This is a genomic window from Nocardia sp. NPDC005825 (assembly GCF_040630175.1).
Classification (GTDB): domain Bacteria; phylum Actinomycetota; class Actinomycetes; order Mycobacteriales; family Mycobacteriaceae; genus Nocardia.
Genome location: NZ_JBEXXC010000010.1, coordinates 120,452 through 138,422, shown reverse-complemented (window position 1 = coordinate 138,422; position 17,971 = coordinate 120,452). Strand labels below are relative to the sequence as shown.

Below are 17,971 nucleotides of genomic sequence, written 5' to 3'. Positions count from 1 at the left end.
GAGCTACGTCCGGGGCGTGATCAGTTCGCTTCCAGCGGGGCGAAGCCGCCGTCGGGTCCGGGCAGGAAATCGGACACCGCGGTGACGGCCGCCAGCGGCAGCGGGCCGTACAGGTGGGGGAACAGCATGGAGTCCGGATCGGTAGGCACGCCCGGCTCCCATTTCACCGGCGAACCGAGCGCGGCGGGATCCAGGTGCAGCAGCACCAGATCGGTGCGGCCGGCGAAGAGGCGATTGGCGGGCAGGTGCGCCTGGTAGGGGGCGGACAGGTGGATGAATCCGGCCTCGGCCAGCGACGGCGCCCGGTATTCGCCTGCGGCGCGGGCGTTGTCCCACTCCGCGCGGGAGCAGATGTGCAGCAGGGTGGCCGGTGTCGTGTCCTGTTCGATTCCCACCCGTCCAATCTAGGCGAGGGCGGCTCGGTACGGCTGGGGCCGGGCCCTTACCGGCTGGTAACGGCAGTGCGGACGCCCGAAGTTTGCGAGACTTCCCGAGTGACGGAAGAGCTGGCGCAGATTCGTTCCATCACCAGCACCGCGCTGCTGGCCGATTTCGCTGTGGGCCGCGGCATTCCACTGGCCGACGTGCTGCGCGGCAGCGGCATCCGCGAACCCGCCCTGCACGACCCGTCGACCGAAATCACCATGGCGCAGGAGTACTCCGTCATGGCCAATGTCGTCGCCGCCACCGACGACGAACCCGGCATGGGACTGCTCGCCGGACTGCTGTGCCACCCGCCGTCCCTGGGCGTGCTCGGGTTCGCGCTGATGAGCAGCGCCAGCCTGCGGCACGCCATGGACATCGCCCTGCGCTACGCGGACCTGTCGTTCACCACCGCCCGCCACTCCCTCGACACCCGCGGCACCCAGGTCTGGATCCAGCGCGACGACAGCGCGCTGCCCGCCGAGATCCGGCGCTTCGCCCTGGAACGGGATCTGGCGGCCATCGCCACCGTCCAGCAGGACCTGATTCCGATCCGTGTTCCCGCCGTCCGCGTCGAGCTCTACGTCGACGCCCACCCCATCTACGAGATGTTCGGCGCGGTCTTCGGCGTCGAGGACGTGCGGTTCTCGATGCCGCAGTCCCGCATGGAATTCCAGGCCGCCACCCTGGAAACCCCACTCCCCCAGGCGAACCTGTCCACCGCCCGCTTCTACGAGCAGCAGTGCACCGACCTCATGGAGTCCCGCCGCAGCCGCGGCGGCCTGAGCGGGCGGGTCCGCCGGCTCCTCATCCGCCACGGCGGCTCCGCCGACCAGACCCGCATCGCCGCCGACCTCGACGTCAGCGTCCGCACCCTGCGCCGCCGCCTCGCCGAGGAGGGCACCACCTTCCGCGAGCTCAGCCTGGAGACCGTGGGCATGCTCGCCGAGGAGCTGCTCATCGCCGGCCTCACCGTCGAGCAGGCCGCCGACCGACTCGGCTACGCCAGCGTGTCCGCCTTCGCCTCGGCCTTCCGCACCTGGAAGGGCCAGTCGCCCGGCCACTTCGGCCGCGCCCACCGCGGCCGCCACGCGGTGCGGTCGTGACGCCGCCGCGCGGGTGCGCGGTTACCGGAACTCCTTACCGACCCTGACCCGAGTCCGGTAACTTCCGGCACGTCGATGCTGGTCAGCGGAGCGCGCGGGGCATCTGGTAGACCGGCAGGTACGACTTCACGTACCCGACCGTTCGAGGAACCATGAACCCCTCCACCATCATGTCCGCGCGCGACCTCGAGTTCCTGCTCTACGACTGGCTCGACGTGGAGTCCCTGATCACCCGGGACCGCTTCGCCGACCACTCCCGCGACACCTTCGACCAGGTGCTGCGGCTGTGCCAGGACCTGGCCGCCACCTACTTCGCCCCGCACAATCGCGAGAGCGATCTGCACGAGCCCACCTTCGACGGCGAGCGGGTGCACATCATTCCCGCGGTCGGCAAGGCGCTGCAGGCGTTCGCCGACGCCGGAATGATCGGCGCGGCAATGGATTACGAGGTGGGCGGGATGCAGCTGCCGCATTCGGTCTACACCGCGTGCATGTCGTGGTTCCACGCGGCCAATGTCGGCACCGCCGCGTACGCGCTGCTCACCACCGGCAATGCGAATCTGCTTGCCGCGCACGGCAGCGCGGAGCAGATCGACTCCTATGTGCGTCCGATGCTGGAGGGCCGCAGCTTCGGCACCATGGCCCTGTCGGAGCCGCAGGCCGGGTCCAGTCTGGCCGACATCACCACGCGGGCCGTGCCCGCGGCGGACGGCTCGTACCGGGTGTTCGGGCGCAAGATGTGGATCTCCGGCGGCGACCACGAGCTGTCGGAGAACATCGTGCATCTGGTGCTGGCCCGCATCCCGGGCGCGCCGGAGGGCACCCGCGGCATCTCGCTGTTCGTGGTGCCGAAGTTCCTGCCCGACGCCGACGGCACACCGACCGTGCACAACGATGTCGTGCTGTCGGGCATCAATCACAAGATGGGCTGGCGCGGCACGGTGAACACCGCGCCGGTGTTCGGTGACGGCAACTTCACCCCGGGCGGCGAGCCGGGCGCGGTCGGCTATCTGGTGGGCGAGCCGAATCACGGACTGGCGCAGATGTTCACGATGATGAACGAGGCCCGCATCGGCGTCGGCCTGGCGTCCACGGCGCTCGGCTACACCGGCTACCTGAAGTCCCTCGACTACGCGCGCAGCCGCCCGCAGGGCCGCCCGGTCACCGCCCGCGGCGGCGGGCAGGTGCCGATCATCGAGCACCCGGACGTGCGGCGCATGCTGCTGGCCCAGAAGTCCTACGCCGAAGGCGCACTGGCCCTGCAGCTCTACTGCGGCAAGCTCGTCGACGAGCACCGCACCGCGGCAACCGAATCCGCCCGCGAACGGGCGGGCACCCTGCTGCGCATCCTCACCCCGATCGCCAAGTCCTGGCCCAGCCAGTGGTGCCTGACCGCCAACGACCTCGCCATCCAGATCCACGGCGGCGCCGGCTACACCCGCGACTACGACGTCGAACAGCACTACCGTGACAATCGCCTCAACCCGATTCACGAAGGCACCCACGGCATTCAGAGCATGGACCTGCTCGGCCGGCAGGTCACCCTCGACAACGGCGCGGCCCTGGCGGCGCTGCTGGAGACCATGGCGGCCACCGTCGGCACGGCCCGGGACAGCGGCGACGCCGAGCTGGCCGGATTCGCCGACGCCCTGGAGGCCGCCATGGGCCGGCTGGCCGCCACCACGGCGGGCCTGTGGGGCGCGGGCAACCCCGAAGCGGCGCTGACCAATTCGGCGGTCTATCTGGAGGCGTTCGGCCATGTGGTGCTGGCCTGGATCTGGCTGGAGCAGGCGGTGGCCGCCCACGCTCTGCCCGAGTCGGCCTTCGGCCACGGCAAGCGACTGGCCGCCCGGTACTTCTTCCGGTGGGAACTCCCCCGCACCGCACCGCAATTCGACCTGCTCGACTCCGGCGATCGCACCACCGTGGAACTCGACGAATCCTGGTTCTGAACACGCCGAGCGGCATGGCTGTTCGCGACGGGCGAACGATGCCGGAAGGGCATACCCTCTGACGGTATCGAAGCCCAGGTGAACACGAGGTCGCGCCGGTCGCGGGCCGGTCTCCGATTCAGCCGCCTTGATTACGGTTTGCTGGCGCGCAGGGCACGACAGCCAATCGGAGTGTGAGTGTCAGTGCGCCCGGGTAGTCTCCCGATAGACAACTCGATCAGCGTGTTCGAACGGGAGGTTCCTCCGCCCTACGGGCAGTCACCAGGACCTGTTCGCTTTCAGCGAAATCCCAGGTCGTGTTACTGAAAACACACGGGAAACTGCACGGGAACAAAGTCCTCTCGCCGAACGTCTGACAGAGTAGTCAACAAGCCACTGCTGGGAAGTAGCGGTAGCGAGGTTCGCGGAATGGTCCGCGGGCCCCCACACCAGGCGAACGGTGCGTGAACACCCAGAGCCAGGACGGAGGAGTCATGCCAGGAACCCTGACAAGCACCCCACTGACCGCGGTCGATCGTTGCGACCGCTGCGGGGCGGCTGCGCGCGTGCGCGCTACCTTGCCCGCAGGTGGAGAGTTGCTCTTCTGCCAGCATCACGCCAATGAGCACATGGACCGCCTTCGTGAGCTCGAGGCCGTGATCGACTCGGAGTCGGCACCGGCGCTGTAACAGCTCCTCCCAACTCACGACAATTCCATCTTCCCAACAGAAAACCCGAAAGCGGGCGACCGGCAGGTCGCCCGCTTTCGCTATGCATGACTGCTATAAAAAGTGGTAGCGGTCACAACTGTGGCCGAAGACACGTGAAAAGTGCTGCGCGCAACGCGAGAAGCGTCATGTGCGCCCGGCGAGTTCGGCCGGGTACAACGGATGGGTGCCGCAGACCTCGCAAGCCACCTACCTGCAGGATCGCCATATGGTCGCGCTGTGGACGTGGACCGGCCACGGTCCCGGAAGCGCGCCGCGCGAACTGGGCGAGGTGCAGACCCTCACCCTTGCCGTCCCGGACCGCGACGGCATCGGCGTCGCCGACGTGGAATGCGCTCTGGTGGAACCGGAACGGTTATGCACTCTGGCTATCGCCAATCCCGGCGAATCGATACACCGGTTACGGGAAGCCCTCGACACAGATATCGAGACGCGCCTCCTGCCCACGGCCGCCCACGCCGTCCCCAACGCCACGGGAACGGCCGTGGTGTCCGCGGCCCGGACGCTGCGAGCGCTGCGGGACACCGTCACGCTGAGCGCCGAGCTGCGTTCCGGACTGAAGGCCGAGCTGCGGCCGTATCAGGCGCGCGGCATCACCTGGCTGCGTGAGACGACCGCCACACACGGCGGCGCGGTGCTGGCCGACGAGATGGGCCTCGGCAAGACCGTGCAGGCCATCGGCTACCTCCTCGGGAAGGCCGCAGACGGGCCACAACTCGTGGTGTGTCCGACATCACTCGTCGGCAACTGGGCGCATGAGATCGAGCGGTTCGCGCCCGGACTGCGGGCCGTGGCCTGGCGCGGCGGCGACGCCCCGGACGCCGACGCGGGCGCCATCGTGGTCACCGGCTACCCGACCCTGCGCGGGCACGGCGAGGCCCTGGCCGGGCGGCACTGGGCGAGCGTCGTATTCGACGAGGCGCAGGTGCTCAAGAATCCGCGCACCCAGGTCGCCAAGGCGGCGCGGGCGATTCCCGCCGACGCGCGCATCGCCTTGACCGGCACGCCGGTGGAGAACCACCTCGACGAACTGTGGGCGCTGCTGAACCTGGTCGTGCCCGGCGAGTTCACCCACAAGGCGCAGTTCCGGCGCCGGTTCGTGCGGCCCATCAGCGAAGGCTCGGCCAGTGCGGTGCTGCGCTTGCGCGACGCCCTCGAGCCGATCGTGTTGGGGCGCCGCAAGACCCAGGTCGCCGCGACCCTGCCGCCCAAGATCCACACCGACCTGGTGTGCGACCTGACCGCGGAGCAGGAACGGATCTACGACCAGCTGCTGGAACGCGCCGAGGCCCAGGGCTTCGGCAGCGGCGCGCAACGCCACACCCGGGTGCTGGCCGTGCTCACCGAACTCAAGCAGGTGTGCAACCACCCCGGTCTGATCACCGGCGACCTGGACGAATTGGCCGGGCGCTCCGGTAAATTCGACGTCTGCTCCGACATCCTGGCCGGCAATCTCGACAACGACTCCCCCACACTGGTGTTCACCCAGTACCGCAAGACCGGCGAGCTGCTGGTCCGGCACTGCGCCGAGGAGTTCGGGGTGGCGGCGCCGTTCTTCCACGGCGGACTGAACGCCGAGCAGCGCGCCGAGATCGTCTCCGGCTTCCAATCCCCGGACGGCCCACCGATCCTGGTGCTGAGCCTGCGCGCCGCGGGCACCGGCCTGACCCTCACCCGGGCCGCCGACGTCGTGCACTACGACCGCTGGTGGAATCCGGCCGTGGAGGCGCAGGCCTCCGATCGCGCGCACCGCATCGGGCAGACCCGCACCGTCACCGTCACCACCCTCACCTCGGGCACCACCATCGAGGAGCACATCGCCGGCATGCACGACCGCAAGTCCGCGCTGACCGACCTCACCGACGCGGCCGGAGTCGCCGAACTCGCCCGCCTCGACGACGAACGACTCCTGGAACTGCTGCGCCGGAAGCGGGGGAACTGACATGGCCGACAACGAATTCGGATACACCGCCTGGGGCAAGGACTGGGTCCGGCTCGCGGAACCGTTGAACCTCACCAAACCCGAGCCGCTGCTCCCCCGCGCCCGCAGCATCGCCCGCAACAACGGCGTCCGAACCGAGATCGAGGGCACCGTGGTCCGGGCCCACATCCACCGCGGCTCCGAAGCCTCGGTGACGCACCTGGAACTGACCTCGTTCCCGCGCGCCACCATCGACGCCATCGCCGCCGTGGTTCCCGCCGACAGCCTCACCCTCGGCGACGACCTGCACGCCGCGGTCCTCGCCGCGGGCATCTCGGTCACCCCGATCCTCGCCGCCACCGACTGCTCCTGCCGCGCTCGCACCGCCCGCTGCCTGCACATGCTGGCCAGCTGCTACGCGGTCGTCCGCCTGATCGACGAAAACCCCTGGCTCGCCTTGGATCTCCAGGGCTACCGCCTCGCCCCGCCCGCCGCCGACATCGAAACCCCGGTGTCGATTCCCCGCTGGACACCCATCGACGCCCTCGACCCGGCGGTGTTCTTCGGCTGAGCCTTCAGCCGCCGCGTCTTCCGGCCTACTCGGGGCGACGGGCGCGGAAACGGAAGTTGGTTGCCGCGCTGTGGACTTCGATGTCGGTGAAACCGGCACGGGTGAGGCGGGTCTGCATCGTCTCGGGCGGGACCGGGACGCAGGTGTCGCCGAGGTGGATGAGACGGAAGACGGGGCGGTCGATGCCGTCGCTGCCGGCGAAGACGCCGCCGGGGCGCAGGACGCGGAAGGCCTCGGCGAAGAGCTCGTCCTGGAGGGCGGGCGTGGGGACGTGGTGGAGCATGGTGAAGCTGACCACGGAGCTGAACTCGGTGTCGGGCAACGGCATCGCGGTGGCGTCGCCTTCGATGATCCGGATCTCGTCGGCCTTGCGGGTGCGCAGACGGGCGGCCAGACCCGGGTCGATCTCGAGGCCGGTGAGGGCGGGGACGCGGGTGCGCAGGGTGTTGACGTTCGCGCCGTAGCCGGGGCCGATCTCGAGGGCGTTGTCGCCGAGGTCGAGGCCCCGCAACGCCCACGGCACGATCTGGTTCGCACTGGCCCGTTCCCAGGTGCGCGAGCGGCAGAGTAGCTGGTGAAAGTAGTTCATCCCCATGGCCATAACGCTAGGGCGGGATGCGGATGGCCGCGACAGACTACAGTGACAGATTATGTCGCCAAACGGTCAGACCCGGGTGCTGGCCCCGCCGTCGGGGCCGACCGCCATGGTGTTCGGCCTCGGCACGCTGCCCGCCGGGTACTGGTTCGACGAGCACGAGCACGAACAGCACCAGATCGCCTGGGCCGCACAGGGAGTGCTGACCGTCGAGACACCGGGCGGGCACTGGGTGCTGCCGCCGACGCGCGCCCTGTGGATCCCGGGCGGGACGGTCCACCGGACCGGCACCCTCGACGGCGCGATCATGCACGGCATCTTCCTGACCCCCGAGCGGTCGCCGGTGCACTATCCGGACCCGGTGATGCTGCGGGTGGATCGGCTCCTGCACGAACTGTTCCTGCACCTGACCGCGACCACCACCACCGACGCCCAGCGCGAGCGCACCGAGGCGGTCGTCTTCGACCTGCTCGATCCGGTGGAGGTGATCCCGATCGGCGCACGCGCCCCCGAGGAGCCGCGCACCCGCCGCGTCGCCGAACTACTGCGCGCCGACCCGGCTGACCAGCGCACCCTGGCCGAACTCGCGGAGACGGTCGCCACCAGCCCGCGCACCCTGGCCCGGGGCTTCCTCGCCGAGACCGGAATCACCTTCGGCCAGTGGCGGACCCAGCTCCGCCTGGCCGCCTCGCTGCCGCTGCTGGCCTCGGGTCTGCCGGTCGCCCGGATCGCGGCCCGCGTCGGGTATTCCACCCCGAGCGCCTACGTGGCCGCCTTCCACCGCGAGGTCGGCGTCTCCCCCGCCCGCTACTTCACCCGCTGACCCGAACCCCGAATCTGTCGGTCCGCGCGGCTATCGTCGGGCCATGGCGAAGTCCACGTACACGTTCACCGCCGAGCTCTGGGAATGGGAAGCCCAGGCCGCGTGGCACTTCGTGAGCCTGCCCGAGGCCATCACCGACGAGATCGACGAACTCTACGGCCACACCGCCGCCGGATTCGGCTCGGTGAAGGTGAAAGTCACCGTCGGAACCAGCCGCTGGTCCACCTCGATCTTCCCCGACAGCAAGCGCGGCACCTATGTGCTGCCGATGAAGAAAGCCGTGCGGAAGGCCGAGGGTCTGGCCGCCGGCGACCCTGTCGAAGTCGAACTACAGATCGCCTAGGGCCACGCCGCTCGTATAGCCGAGCCCACGTCGATCCCGGGCGCACGCGGGCGCGCCGCGGTCGCCGACAGCATTCCCGTCAGCACCGAGCGCGCCCCCGGCTCACACCCGTCGCAGTGCCGCGATCCGCTGTGACAGCTGGTCGGCGGTGGCCAGCGCGGTCGGCGGGCCGCCGCATTCGCGGCGCAGGTCGCCGTGGATCACGCCGTGCGGTTTGCCGGTGCGGTGGTGGTGCATGGCGACCAGGCTGTTGAGTTCGCGGCGCAATTCACCCAGGCGGTCGGCGGTGGCGGCGCGTTCGGCGGCCGCCTCCACACCGGCCCCGGACGGGCGGGCCTCGGCGGCGGCGCTGCGGTCCTGGAGTTGGCGGGACTGGCGTTCGCGCAGCAGCGCGCGCATCTGGTCGGCGTCGAGCAGACCCGGGATGCCGAGGTAGTCGGCCTCCTCGTCGCTGCCGGAGAAGGTGGCCGTGCCGAAGGAGTCGCCGTCGTAGATGACCTGGTCGAGTTCGGCGTCGGCGGCGAGGGCGATGAACTTCTTCTCCTCCTCGCCCGGCTCGTCCTTCTGCTTGTTGGCGTCGATGAGCAGTTCGTCCTCGAGACCATCGGCCTCGCGGTGCGGTTTGCCGATGACGTGATCGCGCTGCAGTTCCAGCTGCGCGGCCAGGTCCAGCAGCACCGGCACCGACGGCAGGAACACGCTCGCGGTCTCACCGGCCTTGCGGGCACGCACGAAACGGCCGATGGCCTGCGCGAAGTACAGCGGGGTGGAGGCGCTGGTGGCGTACACGCCGACCGCGAGCCGCGGCACGTCGACGCCCTCGGACACCATGCGCACCGCGACCATCCACGGGTCGGTGTTGTTGCTGAACTCGCCGATGCGGTCCGAGGAGTCCGGATCGTCGGACAACACGATGGTCGGTTTGGTGCCCGAGATGTGTTCCAGCAGTTCGGCGTAGTCGCGCGCCTTCTCCTGGTCGGTGGCGATCACCAGGCCGCCCGCGTCGGGCATGCCGGTGGCGCGCAGCTGCCGCAGCCGGGTGTCGGCCGCGGTGAGCACCTTCGACATCCAGTCGCCGGCCGGGTCCAGGGCGGTACGCCAGGCCCGCGCGGTCTGTTCCGCGTTCAGCGGTTCACCCAGTCGCGCCGAGTACTCCTCGCCCGCGCTGTCCCGCCAGTGCGCCTCGCCGGAGTAGGCGAGGAACACCACCGGTCTGACGACGCCGTCGGCGAGCGCCTCGGAGTAGCCGTAGGTGTGATCGGCGCGCGACTTCTCGAACCCTGACTCGTCGGCCTCGTAGGTGATGAACGGGATCTTCGAGTCGTCGCTGCGGAACGGGGTACCGGTCAGGTGCAGGCGGCGGGTGGCGTCGCTGAACGCCTCCTCGACCGCCTCACCCCAGCTCTTGGCGTCGCCGGCGTGATGGATCTCGTCCATGATCACCAGCGTCTTGCGGTTCTCGGTGCGCACCCGGTGCTTGAAAGGGTGCGACGCGATCTGCGCGTAGGTGACGACCACGCCGTGATAGTCCGACGAGGTGGAACCGGTCGAGTTGGAGAAGTTCGAATCCAGCTGGATACCGGTGCGCGCGGCCGAGGCCGCCCACTGGTGCTTGAGGTGCTCGGTGGGCGCGACCACCGTCACCTGGTCGACCGTACGGTCGTTGAGCAGCTCGGCGGCCACCCGCAACGCGAAGGTCGTCTTACCCGCGCCGGGTGTCGCGACGGCGAGGAAGTCCCGTGGCTTGGCAGTCAGATACTTCGTCAGCGCCCTGCGTTGCCATGCACGTAGCGAACCGCCACCACCCGAAGTCACTCGGAAGAGATTAGCGAGTGCGACCGACTGCTTTCCAATCCGACACAGCCCCTTCGAGTGCCGCACGACACATTGCGGGTCCCATCCCATTCGAAGCCCTGGTAGGCGATGCTTAGGCCACGATGAACGCGCACGACGAATCTTCGCAACACGCCGACGCGTCCCCGCCCGGCGCCCCCGTCGTGCTCGCCGACACCCGCTGGGGCCGCGTCCGGCAGCTCGTCACGCATGTCGCGGCCAAGGCGTGGAGCGACGCCATCTTCGCCAAATCGGCGGCGGCCGCCTTCTGGCAGACGCTGTCGCTGGCCCCGCTGCTGCTGGGTCTCCTCGGCAGTCTCGGCTACGTCGGGCACTGGTTCGGGCCGAACACGGTGAACATCGTGCAGTCCAAGATCGTGGCCTTCGCGCGGAAGGCGTTCAGTCCCAGCGTGGTCGACACCCTGGTCCAGCCGACCGTGAACGACGTGCTGCAACGCGGGCACGGCGGGGTGGTGTCGGTGGGCTTCGTGCTGTCGCTGTGGGCCGGATCCTCGGCCATGGCGACCTTCGTCGACGCGATCACCGCCGCGCACGGCCAGGCCACCGCGCGCCACCCGGTCTGGCAGCGAATCTTCGCGCTGCTGCTCTATGTCGGCTTCCTGATCGTGGCGGTGCTGATCCTGCCGCTGATCGCGCTGGGCCCGACCCTCATGGGCCGGGTCCTCCCGCACGGCTGGCGCGAACCGGGCCTGCGCCTGATCGACGCCTTCTACTACCCGGGCACCGGTCTGCTGCTCATCGTCGGATTGACGTTCCTCTACAAGATGGCCCTGCACCGCACGCTCCCGTGGCATCGACTGTTCGGCGGCGCACTGGTCGCGGGCGTCTTCTTCATGGCCGCCAGCGAGGGCCTGCGCCGCTACCTGGCGTGGGTCACCCGCACCGGCATCTCCTACGGTGCGCTGGCCACCCCGATCGCGTTCCTGCTGTTCACCTTCTTCCTGGGTTTCGCGATCATTCTGGGCGCGGAGTTCAATGCCAGCGTCGAAGAGTTCTGGCCCGCCCGCGCCACCCGCATCGACCAGCTGCGGCACTGGTGGCAGTCCCGCAAGCCCGAGGAGCCGGAGGCGAGCAGCGCGGTCGGCGGGTGAACACCCCGGCTAGGTGCAGCGCCGCTGCGCGGCGAACCAGTCGAGCAATTCGGGGCGATCGACGGCTCCGCGGGCGACGACCTCGGCGGGATCGCCGCCCTGGAACAGCTTCTTCAGCGGGACCTCGAGCTTCTTGCCGGTCCGGGTGTACGGGATTCCCGGTGCGGCGATGATCTCGTCGGGCACGTGCCGGGACGAGAGTTCGCTGCGGATGGCCGCGTTCACGCGCCCGCGCACCGCGTCGGTCAGCTCGACGTCGTCGGCCAGCACGACGAACAGCGGCATCCAGTAGCCACCGCCGGGCTGCTCGATGCCCAGCACCAGCGCGTCGGCGATCTCGGTCAGGTGGTGCACGGCCTGGTAGATGTCAGCGCTGCCCATGCGAATACCGTTGCGGTTCAGGGTGGAATCCGAGCGGCCGTGCACGAGTACGCTGCCGCGCTCGGTGCGGGTGATCCAGTCGCCGTGCCGCCAGACTCCGGGGTAGGTGTCGAAGTATGCCTCGCGGTATCGGACGCCGTCAGGGTCGTTCCAGAAGCGCAGCGGCATCGACGGCATGGGCTCGGTGATGACCAGTTCACCGACCTCGCCACGCACCGGACGACCGTGTTCGTCCCAGGCGTCCAGCGCCACACCGAGATACGGCGCGGACAGCTCTCCCGGCCAGACCGGCACCGTGCGCACGCCGCCGGCGAAGGCCGACACCACATCGGTGCCGCCGCTGATGGAGGACACCGCCACGCGTTCACCCACGTTGTCGCGCAACCACAGTGACGACGCCGGCGGCAGGGCTGCACCGGTGACGCCCACCGACCGCAGCGCCGACAGGTCGTGGTCACGGCGCGGCACCACACCGGCCTTGGCGCAGGCGAGCAGGTAGCCGGGGCTGGTTCCGACCACGGTCGCCCGCGTCCGAGCCGCCCACTGCCACACCCCGTCCGGCCCCGGGTAGGCCGGGCTGCCGTCGTAGCAGACGATGGTGGCGCCGACCAGCAGGCCGGCGACCTGGTAGTTCCACATCATCCAGGACGGACTGGTGTACCAGAAGAAGGTGTCCTCCGGCCCGATATCGGCGTGCAGCGACAGGGCTTTCAGGTGTTCGAGCAGCACCCCGCCGTGCCCGTGCACGATCCCCTTCGGCTTGCCGGTGGTGCCCGAGGAGTACAGGACCCACAGTGGATGATCGAAATCCACTGCCGCCGTCTCGATTCCACGGCCCGCGTACTCCGTCGAGGAGACGCTGTCCCAGGTCAGGGCACCGTCGACGGGGAGCCCGAGCCGCGGCACCGCCACCGTTGCGCGCAGGCTCGGCAATCCCGCGCGCAGCACGGCGATCTCCTCGCGCCGATCGTGTGTGCGGCCGCCGTACCGATAGCCGTCGGCGGTGATCAGCACCGTCGGTTCCAGTTGACCGAGCCGGTCCAGGGCGGCCTGTGCCGAGTAGTCCTGGCCGCAGACGCTCCAGATCGCGCCGATGCTCGCGGTCGCGAGGAAGGCGATCACGGCCTCGGGGATATCGGTCAGGTAGCCGGCCACCCGGTCGCCGGGCCCGACCCCCAGCGTCCGCAGTGACCGCGCCAGTGCAGCTGTCCGCGTGAGCAATTCGGACCAGGACACCTCGCGCGGCGACTCGTCCTCGTGCAGCGCGACGATGGCGGGGCGGTCGGCGCGCGCCTGCCGCACCACCTGGTCGACGTAGTTGACCCGCATGCCGGGGAACCAGCGCGCGCCCGGCATGGAGTCGTCGGCCAGCACCTCGCCGGGCGCCGCGCCGAGTTCGAAGAACTCCCACACCGCACGCCAGAAGCCGGGCACATCGTCGACCGACCACTGCCACAGCGTCCGATAGTCGGGCATCGGAACGCCGGTGCGCGCGGTCACGAAGCGCGCGAACCGGGTGAGCCGCGCGCCTTCGATGTCCTCGACGGTCGGTGTCCACTGCGGCTCGGCGCCGGCCGCCGCGGGAGTGAAGATCCCGGTCATCGCGCGCTCCACCCGCCATCCATGGTGTAGGAGGCGCCGGTCACCATCCCGGCCCTGCCGGAGGTGAGCCAGCCGACCAGCGAGGCCACCTCCTCCGGCTCGACCAGTCGCTTGATCGCGCTCTCGGTGAGCATGATCGTCTCCACCACCTCCTGCTCGGGGATCCCGTGCGCCTTGGCCTGATCGGCGATCTGTTTGTCCACCAAGGGAGTTCGCACATATCCCGGATCGACGCAATTGCTGGTGATCCCGAACGGCCCGCCTTCGAGCGCGGTCACCTTGGACAGGCCCTCGAGGGCGTGCTTGGCCGTCACGTAGGCGGACTTGAAGGCCGACGCGCGCAGACCGTGCACCGAGGAGACGTTCACGATCCGCCCGAACCGCTGCCGCTGCATGTGCGGCAGCGCTGCGCGGGTGAGCAGGAACGGCGCTTCCACCATGAGCGCGAGCATGGTCCGGAACCGCTCGGGCGGGAATTCGGTGATGGGAGCGACGGTCTGGACACCGGCATTGTTGACCAGGATGTCGATATCCAGTTCCAGATTCTCCAGCGCGGCGACGTCGCACAGGTCGACTTCCCATGCGGTGCCGCCGATCTCGGTGGCGATCGTCTTGGCCGCGATGCCGTCGATGTCGGCGACTGTCACCGTCGCGCCGAGAAGGGACAGTTCACGCGCGCACGCCGCGCCGATCCCGCTGCCGCCTCCGGTGACGAGCGCCGTCCGCCCGTGCAGATCGCCCAGGTCGCGGCCGGAGTTCATGCGTTCACCGGCTTCGGATCAGGCTGCGCCGCGAGGCTTTCCGCGTCGGCCCGGTCGACGGCCTCGAGGTCCAGCCCCTTGGTCTCGCGGGCGCAGAGCACCGCGACCACGGTCACGGCGGCGGCCGCGGCCAGGTACACCGCGATCGGCACCGAGGACTTGTAGACGTCGAGCAGCTTCACCGCGATGATCGGCGCCACCGATCCGGCCACGATGGAGGTCACCTGATAGCCCAGCGATACACCGGAATACCGCATGCGGGTGGGGAACATCTCGGCCATGATCGCCGGCTGGGCCGCGTACATGAAGGCGTGGAACACCAGTCCGATGATGATGGCCAGCAGGATGAGGACATTGTGCTCGGAATCCATCATCGCGAAGCCGAAGAAGCCCCAGGTTCCCGCCGCCAGCGCGCCGATGAGGTAGATGGGTTTGCGGCCGTAACGGTCGCTGAGCCGCCCGGCCAGCGGGATGACCGCGAAATGCACGGCATGCGCGGCCAGCAGCCACCACAGGATCACCTTGGTGTTCACGCCGACATGCACTTTGAGGTACGTGATCGAGAAGGTGACGACCAGGTAGTACATGATGTTCTCGCCGAAACGCAGGCCCATGGCGGTGAACACGCCACGCGGATACCGCTTCAGCACCTCGAGGGCGCTGAACGAGGCGGCCTTCTCCTGCTCCGCCTGGCGTTGCGCCGCAAGGAAGATGGGCGCGTCGGTGATCTTGCTGCGCACGTAGTAGCCGATCAGCACCACCACCGCCGAGAGCCAGAAGGCGACCCGCCAGCCCCAGGACAGGAATGCGGCGTCCGACAGGGTGGAGGTCAGCGCCAGCAGCACGACGGTGGCGATCATGTTTCCGATCGGCACCGCCGCCTGCGGCCACGACGACCAGAACGCGCGACCGCGACTGGGGCTGTGTTCGGCCACCAGCAGCACCGCGCCGCCCCACTCGCCACCGATGGCGAAGCCCTGGATGAACCGCAGCGTCACCAGGAGTATCGGTGCCAGATAGCCGACCTGCCCGAAAGTCGGCAGGCAGCCCATCAGGAAGGTGGCCGCGCCGACGAGGACCAGGCTCAGCTGCAGCAGCTTCTTGCGGCCGTGCCGATCGCCGAAGTGCCCGAACACGATTCCGCCGATCGGCCGCGCCGCGAAGCCGACCGCGTAGGTGACGAACGCGGCCAGGATGGCGTCCAGATCGCTGGTCCCCTTGGCGAAGAACACCTTGTTGAACACCAGTGTCGCTGCCGTGCCGTACAGGAAGAACTCGTACCACTCGACAACGGTGCCGGCCATGGAGGCCGCCACCACCCTCCGCAGTGCGGCGGGCCCGGTGGCCGCCTGCCGCACCGACTCTCGGACGCTCATGCCTGATCTCCTTCACCAACAGGCCGGGTTGTGACACGGCCCACAATCGTGAGGACGAGTATTCGTGCACATCGAGAACCCCCGCAATGACCACTTTCGCAACCAACATCTGCAAAACTGCAGAAATGAGCGTGACCTCCGCCACCCCGAGTCCCGACGACCTCCTGGTCCTGCTGGCAGTCGGGCGCAGCGGCCGATACGTGTCCGCCGCCGACGAACTCGGCATCAACCACACGACGATCTCGCGCCGCATCGCCGCACTCGAACGCGCGCTCGGCGGCCGGGTGCTGGACCGCGGCGCGGGCGGATGGGAGCTCACCGACCTGGGCCGCGAGGCCCTGCGCGCCGCGGAATCCGTTGAAACCGCGGTCAAGTCCCTGACCGCCGCGCGAGGCGAGCGCACCCTGGAAGGCGTGGTCCGCCTGTCCGCCACCGACGGATTCAGCGCCTACCTGGCCGCCCCGGCGATCGCCGAGGTCCAGCGGCGGCACCCCGGGGTGAGCGCGGAGATCGTCACCGGAACCAGGCGCGCCTCGCTACAGCGCTCGGGTGTGGATCTCGAGATCGTGGTCGGCGAGCCCCGAGTGCGCCGGGCCCAGGCGCTGCGGCTGGGCGATTACGTCCTGGGCCTCTACGGGTCCCGCGCCTACCTGGCCGAGCACGGTGTCCCCACCTCCGCGGGGGACCTGCCGCGCCATCCTCTGGTCTACTTCATCGAGTCCATGCTCCAGGTCGACGATCTCGACCTGGCCCCCGGATTCGCCCCGGCCATGCGCGAATCCATCTCGTCCACCAATGTCTTCGTGCACGTGGAGGCGACCCGGGCGGCCGCGGGCCTGGGCCTGCTGCCCTGCTTCATGGCCGACCGCCACGCCGACCTGGTGCGTGTATTGCCCGACCAGGTCGGCGTGCGTCTGGCCTACTGGCTGGTCTCCCGCGCCGAGACGCTGCGCCGCCCCGAGGTGGCCGCGGTGGTCGAGGCGCTGCGCACCCGGGTGCGCGCGGAGGCCGACGCCCTGCTGGGCGCCATCGGCTAGCGCATCAGGCGCAACAGCCCGAGTTCGGGCTCGAGCGCACCGTCCTGGCCCAACGCCAGGAAGTCCGCCTCCACTGCCGAGCGTTCGAGTGCCCCGGATCGCACGGCGCGATAGCGAACGAAGGACCAGACGAAGACGTCGAGGCTGTCGAAGCGGGTGCCGCCTTCGACAACTTCTTCCTCGTGAAACCACACGGCCACTTGACCATTGGTGAGGACGACGAACAGATTGCCGCCGCCGTCCGCGCCGATGGAGTAGACGTCGTCGTCGGTCAGTTCGGTCTCGTAGTCGGAATCGAGCAGGCCGCAATCGTTTCCGGCGAAGTCGAAGGCGTAGGACCAGTCGAAGATGTCGAGGAATTGCGGCATCCGCCCGGAGCGGACGCGGTCGTCGAAGGCGGCCAGCGCGGCCGCGTGCTCATCGTCCAGACGCGCGAGAAACGGTGCGACCGGCCGGGATTCGCCGGGGATCAGCACGGGTTCCGCCTCCGGGAACCAGCGGGCGAGGTCGTTGTCGAGGTCGCGATCGATATAGCCGACGAGGTCGAGCACAGTGAGACTCACGCGCGAATTGTAGGGCCGCCGACGCGAATCCGGTTCGCCGGCCGAGAGCGGGGCCGCGCAATGGCCTCCCGATCCTGAAGTTTCCGGCTTGCACCGCGGATCGGCCAGGCATATTTTGCACACCATGATCAACGGCGGGGTGGGTTCGGGGTCCAGGATCGAGAAACAGAAAGCGACGGTCGCGATCGCCGCGATTGTCACCGCGGGTCTGGTTCTCGCGGGCTGCGGGCCGGATCAGCCCGCCGCGAGCGGGCACCCCGCTATCGACGCACTCGTACTGTCGCCCAAGGATGTCGACGTGATCACCCATTCCGCCGCGACAAAGACCAAGGACAACGCCGACTACGCCGCCGCCGCGGCCGACTACGCCAAGGACCAGCAGACCGCTCCGACCTCGGACTCGTCCGCGCTTCAGCCCGCCGCCTGCGCGGTGTTGGTGGGCACCGGCTCGGCCAAGGTGTTCGGCTCGGATTACACCGCGTACCGCAAGCGGCAAATCGACAAGGGCGAGAGGCAGAACACCTCCAGCTACGAGGCCGTGGCCCTCTATCCCGCCCCGGTCACCACCGCCCTCGCGACGATCACCAGCGCCCTGCGTACGTGCCAGGGCGCCACGATCACCACCACCGGCGCACCCGGCGAAACCTATCTCGTCGACAATGTCCATCTCGACACGAACTCCGCCGAGTGGACCTTCCACGATCGGAACCCGAATATCGTCGACCGCCAATGGAACTGCGCGATCCGCGTCGTCGGCGACGCGGTCATCGAGATCGAACTGGCCGATGGGGACGCGGCCGCCGTCGCGGCCGCCGTCGCCCAGCGGATTCCCGCCTGACGGCTCCGGTCAGCGTCGGCCGCGCCA

General features: G+C 69.3%; 17 protein-coding genes. 10 read left to right on the top strand and 7 right to left on the bottom strand.

Features of this window, described 5'->3' with window-relative positions; genetic code table 11:
• Window positions 1-20 precede the first annotated feature (20 nt).
• Entirely contained in the window at window positions 21-389 is a 369-nt protein-coding gene (locus tag ABZ382_RS25775) for a DUF952 domain-containing protein (RefSeq protein ID WP_357094092.1), read from the bottom strand.
• Window positions 390-494: 105 nt separating this feature from the next.
• Here ABZ382_RS25775 and ABZ382_RS25770 point away from each other — a divergent pair, with 105 nt between their 5' ends.
• From ABZ382_RS25770 to ABZ382_RS25750, 5 genes are all read left to right on the top strand, one after another.
• Entirely contained in the window at window positions 495-1,529 is a 1,035-nt protein-coding gene (locus tag ABZ382_RS25770; protein ID WP_357093615.1) for an AraC family transcriptional regulator, read from the top strand.
• 152 nt (window positions 1,530-1,681) lie between these two features.
• Window positions 1,682-3,481: an acyl-CoA dehydrogenase gene (locus ABZ382_RS25765; protein WP_357093612.1), complete on the top strand. Its 1,800-nt coding sequence runs from the start codon at window positions 1,682-1,684 to the stop codon at window positions 3,479-3,481.
• 473 nt (window positions 3,482-3,954) lie between these two features.
• Window positions 3,955-4,149, top strand: coding sequence for a hypothetical protein (locus tag ABZ382_RS25760; protein ID WP_246597932.1), 195 nt, complete (start codon window positions 3,955-3,957; stop codon window positions 4,147-4,149).
• A gap of 247 nt (window positions 4,150-4,396) precedes the next feature.
• Complete coding sequence (locus ABZ382_RS25755) at window positions 4,397-6,130, top strand: DEAD/DEAH box helicase (protein WP_357094089.1); 1,734 nt, start codon at window positions 4,397-4,399, stop codon at window positions 6,128-6,130.
• 1 nt (window position 6,131) lies between these two features.
• Window positions 6,132-6,680, top strand: coding sequence for a hypothetical protein (locus ABZ382_RS25750; RefSeq protein WP_357093609.1), 549 nt, complete (start codon window positions 6,132-6,134; stop codon window positions 6,678-6,680).
• A 25-nt stretch (window positions 6,681-6,705) separates the two neighbouring features.
• Here the strand turns inward: ABZ382_RS25750 and ABZ382_RS25745 are convergent, their stop codons facing one another.
• On the bottom strand, window positions 6,706-7,275 hold the full coding sequence (locus ABZ382_RS25745; RefSeq protein ID WP_357093606.1) for a class I SAM-dependent methyltransferase: 570 nt from the start codon (window positions 7,273-7,275) through the stop codon (window positions 6,706-6,708).
• Window positions 7,276-7,330: 55 nt separating this feature from the next.
• On the opposite strand from ABZ382_RS25745, the gene ABZ382_RS25740 reads away from it, so the two are divergent.
• Both ABZ382_RS25740 and ABZ382_RS25735 read left to right on the top strand, forming a co-directional pair.
• The gene (locus ABZ382_RS25740; RefSeq protein ID WP_357093603.1) at window positions 7,331-8,098 is read left to right on the top strand and encodes a helix-turn-helix transcriptional regulator; all 768 of its coding nucleotides are present in this window, start codon (window positions 7,331-7,333) and stop codon (window positions 8,096-8,098) included.
• Between the two features lie 43 nt (window positions 8,099-8,141).
• The gene (locus ABZ382_RS25735) at window positions 8,142-8,441 is read left to right on the top strand and encodes a DUF1905 domain-containing protein (protein WP_357093600.1); all 300 of its coding nucleotides are present in this window, start codon (window positions 8,142-8,144) and stop codon (window positions 8,439-8,441) included.
• A 102-nt stretch (window positions 8,442-8,543) separates the two neighbouring features.
• Here the strand turns inward: ABZ382_RS25735 and ABZ382_RS25730 are convergent, their stop codons facing one another.
• On the bottom strand, window positions 8,544-10,256 hold the full coding sequence (locus ABZ382_RS25730; RefSeq protein ID WP_357093597.1) for a DEAD/DEAH box helicase: 1,713 nt from the start codon (window positions 10,254-10,256) through the stop codon (window positions 8,544-8,546).
• A gap of 122 nt (window positions 10,257-10,378) precedes the next feature.
• Between ABZ382_RS25730 and ABZ382_RS25725 the strand changes: the two genes are divergently transcribed.
• Window positions 10,379-11,386: a YihY/virulence factor BrkB family protein gene (locus tag ABZ382_RS25725; RefSeq protein ID WP_357093594.1), complete on the top strand. Its 1,008-nt coding sequence runs from the start codon at window positions 10,379-10,381 to the stop codon at window positions 11,384-11,386.
• A gap of 9 nt (window positions 11,387-11,395) precedes the next feature.
• Here ABZ382_RS25725 and ABZ382_RS25720 read toward each other — a convergent pair whose 3' ends face one another.
• The 3 genes from ABZ382_RS25720 to ABZ382_RS25710 are packed head-to-tail and all read right to left on the bottom strand — an operon-like array spanning window position 11,396 to window position 15,506.
• Window positions 11,396-13,369 (bottom strand): acetoacetate--CoA ligase, encoded by a 1,974-nt coding sequence (locus ABZ382_RS25720; protein ID WP_357093591.1) that lies wholly within the window; start codon window positions 13,367-13,369, stop codon window positions 11,396-11,398.
• Entirely contained in the window at window positions 13,366-14,130 is a 765-nt protein-coding gene (locus ABZ382_RS25715; RefSeq protein ID WP_357093588.1) for a 3-hydroxybutyrate dehydrogenase, read from the bottom strand. Before ABZ382_RS25715 ends, ABZ382_RS25720 begins: the two co-directional genes overlap by 4 nt.
• On the bottom strand, window positions 14,127-15,506 hold the full coding sequence (locus ABZ382_RS25710) for an MFS transporter (RefSeq protein WP_357093586.1): 1,380 nt from the start codon (window positions 15,504-15,506) through the stop codon (window positions 14,127-14,129). The genes ABZ382_RS25715 and ABZ382_RS25710 overlap by 4 nt, the downstream gene beginning before the upstream one ends.
• Before the next feature lie 86 nt (window positions 15,507-15,592).
• Here ABZ382_RS25710 and ABZ382_RS25705 point away from each other — a divergent pair, with 86 nt between their 5' ends.
• A complete protein-coding gene (locus ABZ382_RS25705; RefSeq protein ID WP_357093583.1) occupies window positions 15,593-16,543 on the top strand; it encodes a LysR family transcriptional regulator in 951 nt (316 codons plus the stop codon).
• Here the strand turns inward: ABZ382_RS25705 and ABZ382_RS25700 are convergent.
• Window positions 16,540-17,106, bottom strand: coding sequence for a hypothetical protein (locus tag ABZ382_RS25700; RefSeq protein ID WP_357093580.1), 567 nt, complete (start codon window positions 17,104-17,106; stop codon window positions 16,540-16,542). The genes ABZ382_RS25705 and ABZ382_RS25700 overlap by 4 nt on opposite strands.
• Window positions 17,107-17,230: 124 nt before the next feature.
• Between ABZ382_RS25700 and ABZ382_RS25695 the strand changes: the two genes are divergently transcribed.
• A complete protein-coding gene (locus ABZ382_RS25695; protein ID WP_357093578.1) occupies window positions 17,231-17,944 on the top strand; it encodes a hypothetical protein in 714 nt (237 codons plus the stop codon).
• The last annotated feature ends 27 nt before the right edge of the window (window positions 17,945-17,971 follow it).